Genomic DNA, 15,678 nt, shown 5'->3' on the forward strand with positions numbered 1-15,678 from the left:
GTGACGTGTCCTCCGTCCTCTTCCCGCATGCGCGCGACCTGCGCCGCCTCCGCTTGCGTGTCGCCGCGATCGGCGTGGCTGCCCTGCTCGCCCTGGGTGTCGTCCTGGGCTACCTCGGCGGCAGCTATCTGGGCATCTTCACCTCCGACGTCCGGCTCGAGGCCCAGTTGCGCACAACCGGTGACTCGCTCGGGGTCAACTCGGACGTCAAGTTCCGCGGGATGCGCGTGGGCCGGGTGATCGAGGTGCGCACCGGGACCGAGCCCAGCGCCCGGATCCTGCTGATGTCCGAACACGCCGACATGGTCCCCGCCGACGTGGTCGCCCGGGTGCTGCCCGGCACCCTGTTCGGCAACGAATACATCGACCTGGTCAGCCCTGGCACCACCAGCGACCCGATCGCCGAGAACGCCGTCGTCCCCGCCGACACCTCGACCGAGACGCTGCGCCTGATGGACACCCTCTCCGCGGCCCAACGCCTGCTGGTCGCCATCGACCCGGCCAAGCTGGACACCGCCATCTCCCAACTCGCCGATGCCCTCGATGGGCGCGGCGCCGACCTGGCCACCTTCTTCGACGACGCCAACCAGTTGCTGGCCTCCTGGAGCGCACACGAGGACCTTTTCTATCGCGACCTGGAACTGCTCCACGACAACCTCGGCCTGCTGCAGGAGATCGAACCGCAACTGGTCGACGCAGTGATCGACTCGCTCCCGGCGGCACGCGTGGTCGCCGAGCAGGAGCAGCAGATCCAGCAGGCACTCGTCGCCGGCACCCGGCTGGCCGGCTCCCTGGACGGGTTCGTCGCCGGCCAGCAGATGTCCCTGCCGGGCCTGCTGCGCAACGTGGCCGCCGTCCTCGAGGTGATGGCCGACGCCTCCGGGCGGTTCCAGGCCTCGCTCTCCCTGCTGCCCGGCGTACTGGAGAACGGTGCCGCCGCGATCAAGGGCGGCTCGATCCAGATGGAGGCAGTGATCGGGCTCCAGTTCGCCCAGCCCTACACGCCCGCGGACTGCCCCCGCTATGGCTCGCTCGAGGGGAGGAACTGCCGATGAAGACACTGCGCAGGCACCCCGGCGCCGTGATCGGCGTGACCGCCTTCGTCCTGGTCGCCCTGGTCCTGACCGGCATGGTGGCCGGCACCCTGTCCAACGCAACCCGCGGCGACACAATCCGGCTCAGCGCCGAATTCAGCGACGCCACCGGGGTCGCCGTCGGGGACGACGTACGCATGGCCGGGGTGAAGGTCGGCCGGGTGGTCGGCACCGAACTGGTGGACAACCTGGCCGTGGTCACCTTCGACGTGGAGACCACGCAACGGGTGACCACCTCCACCCTGGCCAGCGTCGACTTCCTCAACCTGATGGGCCAGCGCTACATCGCCCTGGAAGCCGGCGCCGGTGCGCCGGACGCGACGCCACTGGCCGACGGCGACATCATCCCGGTGGCCCGCACCCGGAACGCGCTCGACCTGACCGCGATGTTCAACGCCTTCAAGCCGATCTTCGACACCCTGCGCCCCGAGGACATCAACGAGTTGGCCGGGAACATCGTCTCCGTGCTCCAGGGCCAGGGCGGCACCCTGTCCAGCCTCACCCAGCAGGTCGCCGAGCTCACCTCCACCGTGGTCGCCCGCGACGACATGATCAGCCAGGTCCTGGACAACCTCACCTTCGTCTCCGAGACCGCGAACAGCCACCGCACCGAGATCGTCTCCCTGATCCAGGAACTCGGCACCCTGACCCGGGGCCTGGCCGAGGACCGGGAGTTGATCGCAACCGCCCTGGACGACATCACCGACCTGACCGGCACCGGGTCGGACCTGCTCGACGCCACTGCCGAGCCGGTCAAGGCCGACATCGCCTCGCTGCGCTACCTGCTCGACTACCTGGCCGGCGAGGACGAACTCCTCGGCTCGGTGCTGCACCACACCCCGCTCCAGTTCAACACCTATGTGCGCACCCTGGGCTACGGCAGCCACCTCAACGTCTATGTCTGCCGCCTCTACGTCCAGGTCACCGGCGGGCCCAAGGTGGACACCGTGCCCGAGGGCCTCCACTCGGAGCGTTGCCGATGAAGACCCTGCGCTTCACCGGAGCCCGGCGGTACGTCGTACCGCTGGTGCTGCTGCTCCTGCTCACCGCGGTCGTGGTGATCGCCCGCAACGCCACCGGCCAGGTCGGCTATGCCGCCGAGCTCTCCCATGCCGGCGGGTTGCGCGCCGGCGACAAGGTCCGCATCGCCGGCCTCGACGTGGGCACCGTCGACGAGGTGAGCGCCAGCGGCGACACCGTCCACGTCCGCTTCTCCCTGGACCGCGACGCCCGCCTCACCGAGGACACCACGATGCAGGTCAAGCTCGCCTCCCTGCTCGGCGACCGCTACCTGGCCCTGGCCCCGGGCACCGGCAAGGAACTCGATGCCGGCGGCACCCTCGACAAGGCGATGGCCCGCGACAGCTTCACCATCGAGGAGTTCTGGCTCGAGGCGACACCCACCCTGGACGAGCTCGACCTGGCCACCGTGGAGCAGGCCATCGACGTGCTCAGCACCGACCTGGCCACGGCCCCCGAGGACATCAGGGCGGCACTGGACGGGATGACCGGACTGGCCACCATCGTCAACCAGCGCGACGACCAGTTGAGCCGGATCCTGGCCTCGACGAAGCAACTCACCGACACCGTGATCGACCAGCAGGACGAGCTCGACCAGTTGATGCTCGACGCCGAGTCGGTGATGCGGATGGTCGCCGAGCGGCGCGACGTGCTGGAAGCGCTGCTGGCCGACAGCGCCACCCTGGCCACCGGCATCGAGGAACTGGCGCGCACCACGCGGGCCGACCTGGACCCGCTGCTGGCCGACCTGGCCACGGTGACCGAGACCCTCACCGCCCAGAAGCAGGACCTGGAGGACGTGATCAGGTTGGCCGGACCGACGTTCCGCGTCTACACCAACGCGGCCGGGGACGGGCCGTGGCTCGGCGTCAATGCGCCGTACTTCGTGATCCCCGATGACTTCTACTGCATCCTGACGCCGAAGGGGTGCGGCTGATGCGCGGCCTGTTGCCCGGGACGACCAGCCAGCGCCTGGCGGCCGCCGTTGCCGTGGTCGCGGTGGTGCTCGGCGTGCTCTGGTGGCGCAGCAGCGGGGAGGAGCCGATCCGGGTCACTGCCGATTTCGCCGACACCACCGGCCTCTACGTCGGCAACGAGGTGCAGTACCTCGGCGTGCCGGTCGGGAAGGTGACCGCGATCGAGCCGGCCGGCACCACGATGACCGTCCACCTCGAACTCGACCCGGGGACCGAGGTCCCGGCCGAGGCCGGCGCGGTGGTGATGCAGTCCTCCCTGGTCACCGACCGCTATGTCGAACTCGGCCCGGTCTACACCGGCGGCCCGACGCTGGCCAGCGGTGCCCACATCGACGCCGACCACACCCGCAGCCCGGCCAACATGGACCAGATCGTGGCCTCCATCGATGACCTGGTCCTGGCCCTGGATGCGACCACGCCGGGCGGCAAGGACGTCGGCGACCTGCTCGAGGTGGCGGCGCGTGCGATGGACGGCAACGGTGCCCGCACCCGCGAGGCGATCGTGGCCGGGGAGGAAGCTCTGCGCACCATCAACGCCAACGGCGCCGACCTGACCGCGCTCACCTCCAACCTGGCCACCCTGGCCGAGGCCGTCGCCGCGCGCGACGCGACCCTGCGCTCCTTCTCCGCCAGCATCACCGAGACCTCCACCGTGGTCGCCGGGCAGCGCCAGTCGATCACCGCGACCCTGGCCGCACTCGACTCCCTGGTCGGCACCGTGGACGACTTCGTGGCAACCAACCGCGAGGTGCTCGGCACCGACCTGGCCCAGGTCCTGGAGGTGACCCGGGTGATCCGCTCGCAACAGGCCTCCCTGGCCGAGGCGTTCGACACCGCGCCCACCCTGGCCGAGAACCTGACCCGTGCCTATGACCAGCGCACCGGGCGGCTCCGGGTCCAGTTCAACACCGACACCGGACCGCTCTCCCCCTCGTTCCGCAACCACATGTGCCGCCAGTTGAACCTGCCCTCGTGCGACCTGCTCGTCAGCGCGGACGGCACCGGTGCCCTCGACCCGCTCTTCGACCTCGTCGGCGGCCTGATCCCCGGGAACATCCCGTGATCCGCCGCCTGGTCGCCGCCCCCTGCCTGGCCCTGGTCCTGGTCGCCGGGGGGTGCTCGCTGAGCCTGCAGGACGTGCCGCTGCCCGCCCTGGTGGAGGGGCCGACGTACGAGATCGAGGCGGTCTTCGACTCCGCCCTGAACCTGCCGGTCGACTCCCCGGTGAAGATCAACGGCGCCACCATCGGTCAGGTGACCTCGATCCGGGTCGAGGACTATCGGGCCCACGTGCGGATGAAGATCATCGAGGCGCAGCCGGTGCCGGGCGGCTCGCGGGCGGAGATCCGGTTGACCTCACCGATGGGCACTGCCTTCGTGGAACTGGTCGAGGGCGGCGGCGAGCCGTTGGCCCCCGGCGCCGTGATCGAGGCTGCCGACACCGTCCGTGCCCCCGACGTGGCCGACCTGCTCAGCTCGCTCTCGGTGGTGGTCACCGGCGGCAGCTTCGCCGACATGAAGACGATCATCGACGAGTTGAACATCGCCCTGGACGGCAACTCCGGCAACGTCAAGCAACTCCTGCGCCGCCTCGACTCCGTGTTGACCGGCCTCAACGACCGCACCGCCCTCTTCGACGCCACCCTGGTCCGCATCGACGCGCTCAGCTCCCAGCTGGCCCGGGACACACCTGCGTTGATGGAGGCGGTCGACCAGATCACCCCGGCCGTCCAGGTGCTCTCCGGGCAGCGGGACGAACTGAACGCCCTGCTGGCCGCGGTCGGCCCCCTCGCCGAGAGCAGCGCCGACCTGATCGACGCCACCCGGGACGACCTGGTCGCTGCGCTCGAAGCGGCCAAGCCGGTGGTGGACGTGCTGGCCGGCAGCCAGGAGACCCTGACCCGCAGCTTCCACGGGCTGATCGCCTTCGGCACGAAGACCGACGACGCCTCCCCGGGCGACTTCTCCAACTTCGACCTCACCTTCCTCCTCGACGCCGACGCGCTCAACCCGCTGGCCGGTCAGACCCGCCCGACCAATCCCGAGGTGGAGGACACCGAGGAGCCCCCGGGCCTCCCCGGCCTGCCCGCACTGGACGACCTGCTCGACCGGTTGCTCACCCTGGGAGGTGGCGCCTGATGGGGTACGCCGAGATGCGCCGCCGGGTGCGGATCGCCCAGGTGCTGCTCATCGCCATCGTGGTGGCGGGCACCTTCTATGTCACCGACCTGGTGGTCGGTGGCGGGATCTTCTCCTCGCCCTACCGCGTCACCGTGCAGCTGGAGGGTGCCGGTGGCCTACACGACCAGTCCACGGTCAACTACCGCGGCCAGAAGGTCGGCCAGGTGAAGTCGGTGCGGTTGACCCCCGACGGCGTGGTCGCCGAGATCGAGATCGACGAGGGTGTCCGGGTGCCCGTCGACAGCACCTTCAACGTGCGCAACCTCTCCGCCGTGGGCGAGCAGTACCTGAACATCGAACCGAACACCGACCAGGGTCCGTTCCTGGCCGACGGCGCGGTGATCGCCTCCGACCGGACCTCGTTGCCGATGCCGATGCCGCAGGTGCTGGCCGACACCCAGCAACTGATGAAGCGGATCGACATCACCGACATCGAGACCATCGCCAACGAGGCCGACGACGCGTTCGGGGACGGCAGCGCGGACCTGCGGGCGCTCTCGGTGGAGATGGAGCATGCCCTCGCCCTGATGCGCACCCTGGAGCCCGACGTACTGCGGATCCTGGAGGCAGGCCAGGTGCCGCTGGCCACCGTCGCCGAGCAGGCCGACCAATGGCGCACCACGGCAGCCAACCTGCAGGCGATCGCAGCCGAACTCCGTCAAGCTGCGCCGCTGGTCGGCCACCTGGTGGCCACCGCCGGGCCGGTGATGGGCGACGTACAGGCGCTGTGGCAGGAGACCGAGCCGGTGCTGAGCGAACTGCTGGCCGAGTCCGGGCCGCTGGCCCAGATGTCCGCCGAGCGGCTCCAGGGGCTGCGCCACTGGCTGAAGTGGTTGCCCGGCCAGCTCGACGCGATGGCCGGCTCGACCCGCGACGGCAGTGGACGGGTGCTGCTGGTGCCCAAGGTGCTGAAGAACTGCGACTACGGCGTGGACCGGCGCGATCCGAGCGAGACCGCACCGCGCACCCCGGATCCGGGGGCGACGTGCACCACCGATGCCCCCGGCATCGGCCAGCGCGGAGCGGCGAATGTGCCCGTTCCCTGAACAGATTCCTCCCACCCCCTTGCATCTTGACAGTAAAACTGTCACGGTTGTGCTGTTCGCATCGGCCAGCCTCCGCGGCACCGCATTGACACCGAAGGAGCCCTCCCACCCATGAGCACCCGCCCCCTCTTCGAAGCCGAGCACGAGGACTTCCGCCAGACGGTCCGCACCTTCTTCGACAAGGAGGTCACCCCGCACCACGACCAGTGGGAGAAGGACGGTGTCGTGCCGCGCGAGTTGTGGCTCAAGGCGGGCGCGGCCGGCCTGCTCTGCTTCGACGTGGCCGAGGAGTACGGCGGCGCCGGGGTCGACGACTTCCGCTACAACGTGGTCCTCTCCGAGGAGCAGACCCGCGCCGGCGCCAGCGGGCCCGGCTTCTCGGTGCACACCGACATCATCGTGCCCTACCTCTCCAGCCTCGCCACCGAGGAGCAGAAGCAGCGCTGGCTGCCCGGCTGCGTCACCGGCGAGACCATCACCGCGATCGCGATGACCGAGCCCGGCGCCGGCTCCGACCTGCAGGGCATCCGCACCACCGCGGTCGACAAGGGTGACCACTACGTCCTCAACGGGTCCAAGACGTTCATCTCCAACGGCATCAACGCCGACCTGGTGATCGTGGTGGCCCGCACCAACCCCGATGCCGGCCACCAGGGGATCAGCCTGCTGGTCGTGGAGCGCGACATGCCCGGCTTCGAGCGTGGCCGCAACCTGGACAAGATCGGCCTGCACGCCCAGGACACCGCCGAGCTCTCCTTCACCGACGTGGTGGTGCCCAAGGAGAACCTGCTCGGCGAGGAAGGCTCCGGCTTCATCTCGCTGATGATGAACCTGCCCCAGGAGCGGCTGATCATCGCCGCCCAAGCCGCCGCAGCCTGCGACCACCTGGTCGAGATGTGCCTGGACTACGCCAAGACCCGCCAGGCGTTCGGCAAGCCGATCGGCAAGTTCCAGCACAACCGCTTCCTGATCGCCGAGATGGCCACCGAGGCGCAGATCACCCGGGTCTTCCTCGACGACTGCATCGCCAGGCACATCAAGGGCGAACTCGACGCCACCGGGGCCTCGATGGCGAAGTACTGGGCCACCGAGCTGCAGAACAAGCTGGTCAACCAGGCCGTCCAGCTCCACGGCGGCTACGGCTACATGCTGGAATACCCGGTCGCCAAGGCGTACCTGGACTCGCGCATCTCCACCATCTATGGCGGCACGACCGAGATCCAGAAGGAGATCATCGGTCGCTCGCTCGGCCTCTGAGCCGCGGACCGGAGACACGGATAGACGACATGGACTGCTGCCATGGATTTTGAGCTCCCCGAGACCGCACAGGCGGTCCGCGACGGCGTCGCCGCCGTGGCCGCGCGCTATGACAACGCCTATTGGTCGGCCTGCGAGGAGGACCACCGCTTCCCGACCGAGGCGTTCGACGACCTCGCCGCTGGCGGCTGGTTCGGCATCTCCATCCCCGAGGAGTACGGCGGCGGCGGGCAGGGCCTGCTCGAACTGGCCGTGGCCAACGAGACGCTGTGCGCCTCCGGCGGCACCGCCGGCACCTTCTTCTACATCACCACACCCGGTTTCGGCGCGATGACCCTGGTCCGCCACGGCACCGAGGAACAGAAGCAGCAGATCCTCCCCGGCCTCGCTGCCGGCCAGACCCAGTTCTGCCTGGCGCTGACCGAACCGGACGCCGGGTCCAACGCGATCGAGATCTCCACCTCGGCCCGCCGCGACGGGGACGACTGGCTGATCAAGGGCCAGAAGGTGTGGATCTCCAACGTTGAGAACGCCGACTGGATGGTGGCCGTCACCCGGACCATCCCGGCCGCCGACGCGCGCCCGCGGACGAACGGGTTCACCCTCTTCCTGGTCGACGTGAAACAGGCGCTGGCCGCCGGCACGCTCTCCTTCACCCCGATCCCCAAGATGGGCAGCAACATCCTGGCCTCCAGCCAGGTCTTCCTCGACGACGTCCGGGTACCGGCCCGCAACGTGATCGGCGAGGTCGATGCAGGGTTCGCGGTGCTGTGGGACGTGCTCAACCCCGAGCGCATCCTGGCCGCGGCCGGAGGGGTCGGCGCCGCCGAGGCCGCCCTCGACGTGGCCGTCGCCTACGCGAACGAGCGCCAGGTCTTCGGCCGTCCGATCGGCGCCAACCAGGGGCTGCAGTTCCCGCTCGCCCAGGTCAAGGCGAAGGCCGAACTCGGACGGTTGATGACCTACAAGGCCGCCTGGCTCTTCGACCGCGGCATGCCCTGCGGCAACGAGGCCAACGTCGCCAAGCTGACCGGCGCCCAGGTGGCCTGGGAAGCAGCAGACCAGGCCTTCCAGACCCTCGGCGGGATGGCCTATTCCAAGGAGTACCCGATCGAGCGGATGTTCCGCGACGCCCGGATCGGCAAGAACATCCCCGTCTCCGAGCAACTGGTGCTGGCCCACATCGGCACCCAGATGCTCGGCCTGCCCAAGAGCTACTGACCCCCGAGCACCCGACGACACCAGGAGAGCAGCGCGCATGACCGACGTGACCACCGCCCGCACCGCCATCGAGGAACAGATTGCCGGCCAGACCCTGGCCACCGCCCTGCAGCGCACCGTCGAGACGTACGGCGACCAGCCGGCGTACTCGGACAAGGTGGGCATCACCTCGCCCGACGGCACCGGGTGGCGCACCCTGACCTGGCGCGAGACCCGCGAGCAGGCACTCGACCTGGCAGCAGGCCTGGTCGAACTCGGCGTGGATCCCGGCGACACCGTCGCCCTGATGGCGAGCAGCCGGATCGAGCACGTGCTCGCCGACCTGGCCGCCGTCCATGCCGGCGCCACGCCGATGTCGATCTATGCGACCCTGGCCCCCGAGCAGGTCGCCTATGTCGCCGGCCAGTCCGAACCGGCCGTCGTGGTCCTCGAGGGCGCCGACCAGCTCGCCCGCTGGGAGGCAGTGCTCTCCTCCGGCAACCACGGCATCAAGCGGGTCGTGGTGATCGACGAGTCGGCCATGCCGACCGGCGACCTCTATCTGGCCTGGTCCGACCTGGTCGCCTCCGGTGCGGCGTACCGGGCAGCCCACGGCACCGAGGTGGAGGGACGCTGGCAGGGCATCTCGCCGAGCCAGCCGATCACCATCCTCTACACCTCCGGCACCACCGGGAACCCGAAGGGCGTCGTGCTCAGCCACGCCAACGTGCTCTTCGAGGCGGCCTCCTCCACCGTGGTCGCCGGCACCACCGAGCCGGGCATCACCATCTCCTACCTGCCGTTCGCGCACATCGCCGAGCGGATCCTGGGCATGTACATCCCCCAGTCCATGGGCGGCCACGTGCACATGATCGCCGACCCCGCGCAACTGGTCGGCGCCCTGGCCGAGGTGCGCCCCACCCGGTTCTTCGGCGTACCGCGGGTCTGGGAGAAGATCCGCACCGGCGTCTCCGCGCGGCTGGCCGCCGAGCCCGACGAGGCCAAGCGGGCCGGGGTCGAGCAGGCGATGGCGATCGGCCTGGAATACGTCGAGGCGCTCCAGTTCGGCAACACGCCGAGCCCTGAGTTGACCGCGAAGTTCGAGGCGGTCGACGGCGCGGTGCTCGGCCTGCTCCGCGCCCTGCTCGGACTGGACCGGGTGGAGTGGGCGGCCAGTGCCGCTGCCCCGATGCCCGAGGACGTAGCCCGCTTCTTCGCCGGGCTGGGGATGCGGATCTACGACGTCTACGGGATGACCGAGACCACCTCGGCGATCACCGCCTGCGGCCCCGACGCGTTCCGCCTCGGCACCGTCGGGCGGGCCCTGGCCGGGATCGAGGTGAAGGTCGCCGAGGACGGCGAGATCCTGGCTCGCGGCCCCGTGACGATGGCCGGATATCACCGCAACGAGGAGGCCACCCGCGAGCTGATCGACGCCGACGGCTGGGTGCACACCGGCGACATCGGGACCATCGACGAGGACGGCTTCCTCAAGGTGGTGGACCGGAAGAAGGAAATGATCATCACCTCGTCGGGCAAGAACATCGCTCCGTCCAACATCGAGAACTACCTCAAGGAGAGCCCGCTGGTCGGGCACGCCCTGGTCTACGGCGAGGGCAAGCCGTACGTCGTCGCGGTGCTCACCCTGGACCCCGAGATCGCCCCGCTGGTGGCGGCCAAGTTCGGCATCGAGGGCAAGGACCTCGCCGCGCTCGCCGAGGACCCCCAGATCCTGGCCATGGTCGGCAAGGCCGTGGAGGACGCCAACGCCCGCCTCTCGCGCCCCGAGCAGGTGAAGACCTGGGAGTTGCTGGGCGTCGAGTGGACCGCCGAGTCCGAGGAACTGACCCCGACCCTGAAGCTCAAGCGCCGGGTGGTGCACACCAAGTACGCCGACACCCTGGACGGGCTCTACACCCGATGACGACACCCGCCCGCCCGGCCTGGGTCAGTGACGAACTGCTCGAGGCCTGGTTCTCCGTGATCAGCCGGGACCCTGCCGGCACCGCGACCATCACCGCGACCGCGCCGTACGACGAGGCGGAGACCGCGACCATCCCGGCCAGCACGGCCGAGGACGTGGCCGCCGCGGTGGCCAGCGCCCGACGCGCCCAGGCGGCATGGGCGGACGTGCCGTGGAGCGCGCGTGCCGACGTCGTGCTCCGCTTCCACGACCTGCTCGTGGAGCGCCAGGACGAGGTGCTCGACCTGATCCAGTGGGAGATGGGCAAGGCCCGGTTCAGCGCCTGGCAGGAGATCCTGCAGGTGGCCACCATCGCCCGCCACTATGCGCGCCACGGGCGCCGCTACCTGGCCAGCAACAAGGTCCGGGGCGCGATCCCCGGCCTGACCCGGGTCCAGGAGGTGCGGGTCCCGAAGGGCGTGATCGGGATGATCTCGCCGTGGAACTATCCGCTCTACCTTGCGGTCGGTGACGTGATCCCGGCACTGCTGGCCGGCAACGGTGTGGTCAGCAAGGCCGACTCACAGACCGCCCTGACCCTGCTGTGGACCCGTCGCCTCTTCGCCGAAGCCGGCCTGCCCACCGACCTGTGGCAGGTGGTCGTCGGTCCCGGCCGGGTGCTGGGTGATGCGCTGATCGACCAGGTGGACCACATCTGCTTCACCGGCTCGACCCGCACCGGCCGCTCGGTCGGCACCCGGGCCGGGCAGCGACTGATCGCCGCCTCCCTGGAACTGGGCGGCAAGAACCCGCTGATCGTGCGCGCCGATGCCGACGTGGCGAAGGCTGCGGCCGGCACCATCGCCGCCGCCTTCGGCAACACCGGCCAGATGTGCATCCACATCGAGCGGGTGATCGTCCACGCCGACGTGTACGACGCGTTCCGCGACGCACTGGTGGCCGGCACCGAGGCACTCGGCCTGGGCCAGGCGTTCGACTATTCGGTCGACGTCGGCTCGCTGGCCACGCGTGCCCAGCTCGACGCCGTGGTGGCCCATGTCGCCGACGCCGTGGCGAAGGGGGCCACCGTGCTGACCGGCGGTCAGGCCCGCCCCGACCTGGGACCCTACGTCCATGAGCCGACCATCCTGGAGGGCGTCGACGCCACGATGGAGGTCTGCTTGGAGGAGACGTTCGGCCCGGTGATCTCGCTCTATCGGGTCGGCTCGGACGACGAGGCGATCGCGAAGGCCAACGAGGGCAGCTACGGCCTGTCGGCGAGCATCTTCTCGCGCGACACCGGCAAGGCGTTCCGGATGGCCGGGAGGATCCGGGCCGGCTCGGTGAACATCAATGACGGCGCGGCCGCCGCTGCGGGCTCGATCGAGGCCGGGATGGGCGGCATCGGGGACAGCGGACTGGGCCGACGCCACGGCGCCGAGGGCATCCGGAAGTACACCGAATCCCAGACACGGGCCACCCAGCACCTGCTGCCCCTGGGGCCGCCGCCCGCGTTGGGGGTGGAGAGGTTCGTGGCCTTGACCAACCAGCAGTTGAGGTTGCTGCGGCGCCTGCGGGTGCGGTGAGGCCCCTGCCATCCCTCGGGACCGGCCCCCGGACGCCCCACGCCTCCGAGTAGCCTCAGGTTGTGACCACCGTGACACCGCAGCAGATCCGCCGGGCGCTGGCCCGGGCCGAGCGCGGGGCCGCGCTCGACGAGGCCGAGGCCACCGCCCTGCTCGCGGCCACCGGCGAGCAACTCGATTCGCTCTGCGCCATCGCTGCCCGGGTCCGCGACGCGGGCCTGGTCCATGCCGGCCGCGAGGGCGTCGTCACGTTCTCCCCCAAGGTCTTCATCCCGGTCACCCACCTGTGCCGCGACCGCTGCCACTACTGCACCTTCGTCACGGTCCCGGGCAAGCTGGCCAAGGAGGGCAAGGAGCCCTACCTCTCCCCCGACGAGATCCTCGAGGTCGCGACCAAGGGCGCCGAGATGGGCTGCCTGGAGGCGCTCTTCACCCTCGGCGACCGCCCCGAGGACCGGTGGCCCGAGGCCCGCGAATGGCTCGACTCCCGGGGCTATGACTCGACCCTGGCCTATGTGCGTGCGATGGCGGTGCGGGTGCTGGAGGAGACCGGGCTGTTGCCCCACCTCAACCCGGGGGTGATGAGCTGGGAGGAGATGAACCGGCTCAAGCCCGTCGCGCCGTCGATGGGGATGATGCTGGAGACCACCTCGCGCCGCCTCTTCGAGACCAAGGGCGAGGTGCACTACGGCTCCCCCGACAAGGACCCGGCGCTGCGGTTGCAGGTGCTCGAGGACGCCGGACGCCTCGCGATCCCGTTCACCTCCGGTCTCCTGGTCGGCATCGGCGAGACGCTGGCCGAGCGGGCCAACACCATCTTCGCGCTCCGGGCGAACGCACGCCGCTATGGCGCACTGCAGGAAGTCATCGTGCAGAACTTCCGCGCCAAGCCCGACACCGCGATGCGCCACACCGATGACCTGGACCTGGACGAATACCGCGCCGCGATCGCGGTGACCCGGATCGTGCTCGGCCCGAAGATGCGGATCCAGGCGCCGCCCAACCTGGTCTCGCTCGAGGAGTGCAGGGCGCTCCTCGGTGCCGGCGTCGACGACTGGGGCGGCGTCTCCCCGCTCACCCCGGACTACGTCAACCCGGAGCGGCCCTGGCCGTCCCTGGAGCGGCTGCGCGAGATCACGGCGACATGCGGCTTCGAGTTGCAGCCGCGCCTGACTGTGCACCCCGAATACGTCCGCCAGGGCATCCCGTGGCTCGACCCGCGGGTCTCCGGCCACGTGGCGGCACTCGCCACCGACGAGGGCCTGGCGATCCCCGACGTACGTCCCAGCGGCCTGCCGTGGCAGGAGCCGGACGGCGGGTTCGCCGTGGTCGGGGACGGCAGCGGCCGCACCGACCTGCACGCGACCATCGACACCGAGGGACGCACCGGGGACCGCCGCGCCGACTTCGACACCGTGTACGGCGACTGGACCGCCGTTGCCGAGGACGCGCAGCGCACCGGGGCCCGCGGAGCCGGCCACGCCGACGCGGAGGGCCTGGCCGCGTTGAAGGCCGCCGAGAAGGACCCCGGCAACCTCTCCGACGAGCACGCCCACACCCTGATGACCGCCGAGGGCGACCTCCTCGACCAGGTCTGCCGACTCGCCGACGACCTGCGCAAGGAAGTGGTCGGCGACGAGGTGACCTATGTGGTCAACCGCAACATCAACTTCACCAACGTCTGCTACGTCGGCTGCCGGTTCTGCGCCTTCGCCCAGCGCAAGACCGACGCGGATGCCTATTCGCTCTCCCTGGACCAGGTCGCCGACCGGGCCGAGGAGGCGTGGAACCTGGGCGCCAGCGAGGTCTGCATGCAGGGGGGCATCGACCCCGAACTGCCCGGCACTGCCTATTTCGACATCGCCGCCGCGGTCAAGCAGCGGGTGCCCGGCATGCACGTGCACGCCTTCTCGCCGATGGAGATCGTCAACGGCTCCTCGCGCACCGGGCTCTCCTTCGAGGACTTCCTGATCAAGGCGCACGAGTCCGGGCTCGACACCATCCCCGGCACCGCTGCGGAGATCCTCGACGACGACGTCCGCTGGATCCTGACCAAGGGCAAGTTGCCCACCGCCACCTGGATCGAGATCGTCTCCACGGCGCACCGCGTCGGGGTCCGCTCGTCGTCGACGATGATGTACGGCCACGTCGACAACCCGCGCCACTGGGTCAACCACCTGCGGGTGATCGCACGGATCCAGGACGAGAACCTGGCGGCCGGGATCCCCGGCTTCACCGAGTTCGTGCCGCTCCCCTTCGTGCACACCTCCTCCCCGATCTACCTGGCCGGCGTCGCCCGCCCGGGCCCCAGCCTGCGCGACAACCGGGCCGTCCACGCGATGGCGCGGATCATGCTCCACGGCCGGATCGACAACATCCAGACCTCCTGGGTCAAGCTCGGCGTCGAGGGCACCCAGTTGATGCTGGAGTCCGGCGCCAACGACCTGGGCGGGACCCTGATGGAGGAGACCATCTCGCGGATGGCGGGCTCTGAGCACGGGTCGGCCAAGACCGTGGAGGAACTGGTCGCGATGGGCGAGGGCATCAACCGGCCGGTCCGCGAGCGGACCACGCTGTACGGCGTACCCGCGCCGCGCTGACCCCGTTCCTGCTCAGGGCGCGGTGGCGGCGACGTACTGCGCGACGCCGTGGAACTCCTGGCTGATCTCGGTGAACCCTGCCTCGGCGAGCGCCGAGGTGAACTCGTCCTCGCCGAACATCTTCAGCCCGGACATGCCGGTGGCCCAGCGTTGCGCCGGCGCGATCCAGGTGCGCTGGGTCGCCCGGCTGCTCATCAACGCGATCCTGCCGCCGGGTCGGAGCACCCGGCACATCTCCTCGAACGCCGCCCACGGGTCGGGGATGAGGTAGAGCGCGGCGTAGCAGTTGACGGCGTCGAACGCGTCGTCCGGGAACGGCTGGTCGGTCGCATCGGCGAAGACGTACGCCGCCCGTGGGTGGGCGTTGGCCGTCCGGGCGCGGGCCAGCATCGGGGCGGACATGTCGATGCCGACCGCGATCCCCGACGGGGAAACGGCCTCGGCGAACGCCTTGGTGAAGAGCCCCGGCCCGCACGCCACGTCCAGGACGGCATCGCCCGGGGCCAGCCGGAGCGCCGCCACGGTCTGCGCCCGCTCCTGCCGCACGTGGGCAAGGTCGAACCCCATCAGCGTCCAGGCCAGCGTCGGGCGATAGACGTGCTCATAGACGGGTGCCAGCAGCGGGTTGCGCATCAACTGCTGGGCCCAGCGGTCACGGCGGGTCATGGCGCCCACGCTAGCGCCGTAGACGTGGCGGGCGGCGGAATCACGTCGTTTTGTGGCCAACCGCCACGGGCTGGAACAATGACTCCGTTCAGGAGGGGAGTATTCCCCCGTGACCGTGTCGTCAGTACGGCAGGACTTGATCTTCGGG

Annotated in this window: 12 protein-coding genes; 11 read left to right on the forward strand and 1 reads right to left on the reverse strand. The window is 70.1% G+C overall.

Features of this window, described 5'->3' with window-relative positions:
* Window positions 1-5 precede the first annotated feature (5 nt).
* The 11 genes from Q9R27_RS08650 to Q9R27_RS08700 all read left to right on the forward strand — a co-directional run bounded on the left by Q9R27_RS08650 (window position 6) and on the right by Q9R27_RS08700 (window position 14,864).
* Window positions 6-1,055, forward strand: coding sequence for an MCE family protein (locus Q9R27_RS08650; protein WP_311251960.1), 1,050 nt, complete (start codon window positions 6-8; stop codon window positions 1,053-1,055).
* On the forward strand, window positions 1,052-2,077 hold the full coding sequence (locus tag Q9R27_RS08655; protein ID WP_311251961.1) for an MlaD family protein: 1,026 nt from the start codon (window positions 1,052-1,054) through the stop codon (window positions 2,075-2,077). The genes Q9R27_RS08650 and Q9R27_RS08655 overlap by 4 nt, the downstream gene beginning before the upstream one ends.
* Entirely contained in the window at window positions 2,074-3,051 is a 978-nt protein-coding gene (locus Q9R27_RS08660) for an MCE family protein (RefSeq protein ID WP_311251962.1), read from the forward strand. Before Q9R27_RS08655 ends, Q9R27_RS08660 begins: the two co-directional genes overlap by 4 nt.
* The gene (locus Q9R27_RS08665) at window positions 3,051-4,154 is read left to right on the forward strand and encodes an MCE family protein (protein ID WP_311251963.1); all 1,104 of its coding nucleotides are present in this window, start codon (window positions 3,051-3,053) and stop codon (window positions 4,152-4,154) included. The genes Q9R27_RS08660 and Q9R27_RS08665 overlap by 1 nt, the downstream gene beginning before the upstream one ends.
* Window positions 4,151-5,230: an MlaD family protein gene (locus tag Q9R27_RS08670; protein WP_311251964.1), complete on the forward strand. Its 1,080-nt coding sequence runs from the start codon at window positions 4,151-4,153 to the stop codon at window positions 5,228-5,230. The genes Q9R27_RS08665 and Q9R27_RS08670 overlap by 4 nt, the downstream gene beginning before the upstream one ends.
* Complete coding sequence (locus Q9R27_RS08675; protein ID WP_311251965.1) at window positions 5,230-6,318, forward strand: MlaD family protein; 1,089 nt, start codon at window positions 5,230-5,232, stop codon at window positions 6,316-6,318. Before Q9R27_RS08670 ends, Q9R27_RS08675 begins: the two co-directional genes overlap by 1 nt.
* 111 nt (window positions 6,319-6,429) lie before the next feature.
* Window positions 6,430-7,575 carry an acyl-CoA dehydrogenase family protein gene (locus tag Q9R27_RS08680; protein ID WP_311251966.1) on the forward strand — a complete coding sequence of 382 codons (1,146 nt, stop codon included), beginning with the start codon at window positions 6,430-6,432 and terminating at the stop codon, window positions 7,573-7,575.
* Window positions 7,576-7,617: 42 nt separating this feature from the next.
* Entirely contained in the window at window positions 7,618-8,796 is a 1,179-nt protein-coding gene (locus tag Q9R27_RS08685) for an acyl-CoA dehydrogenase family protein (protein WP_311251967.1), read from the forward strand.
* A gap of 37 nt (window positions 8,797-8,833) precedes the next feature.
* Window positions 8,834-10,699, forward strand: a complete 1,866-nt coding sequence (locus Q9R27_RS08690; RefSeq protein WP_311251968.1) for an AMP-binding protein — start codon at window positions 8,834-8,836, stop codon at window positions 10,697-10,699.
* On the forward strand, window positions 10,696-12,264 hold the full coding sequence (locus tag Q9R27_RS08695; protein WP_311251969.1) for a succinic semialdehyde dehydrogenase: 1,569 nt from the start codon (window positions 10,696-10,698) through the stop codon (window positions 12,262-12,264). The genes Q9R27_RS08690 and Q9R27_RS08695 overlap by 4 nt, the downstream gene beginning before the upstream one ends.
* A gap of 62 nt (window positions 12,265-12,326) precedes the next feature.
* A complete protein-coding gene (locus Q9R27_RS08700) occupies window positions 12,327-14,864 on the forward strand; it encodes a bifunctional FO biosynthesis protein CofGH (protein ID WP_311251970.1) in 2,538 nt (845 codons plus the stop codon).
* A gap of 12 nt (window positions 14,865-14,876) precedes the next feature.
* On the opposite strand, the gene Q9R27_RS08705 is transcribed toward Q9R27_RS08700, so the two are convergent.
* A complete protein-coding gene (locus Q9R27_RS08705; RefSeq protein WP_311251971.1) occupies window positions 14,877-15,530 on the reverse strand; it encodes a methyltransferase domain-containing protein in 654 nt (217 codons plus the stop codon).
* Between the last annotated feature and the right edge of the window lie 148 nt (window positions 15,531-15,678).

The organism is Nocardioides sp. AE5 (assembly GCF_031844485.1).
GTDB lineage: Bacteria > Actinomycetota > Actinomycetes > Propionibacteriales > Nocardioidaceae > Nocardioides.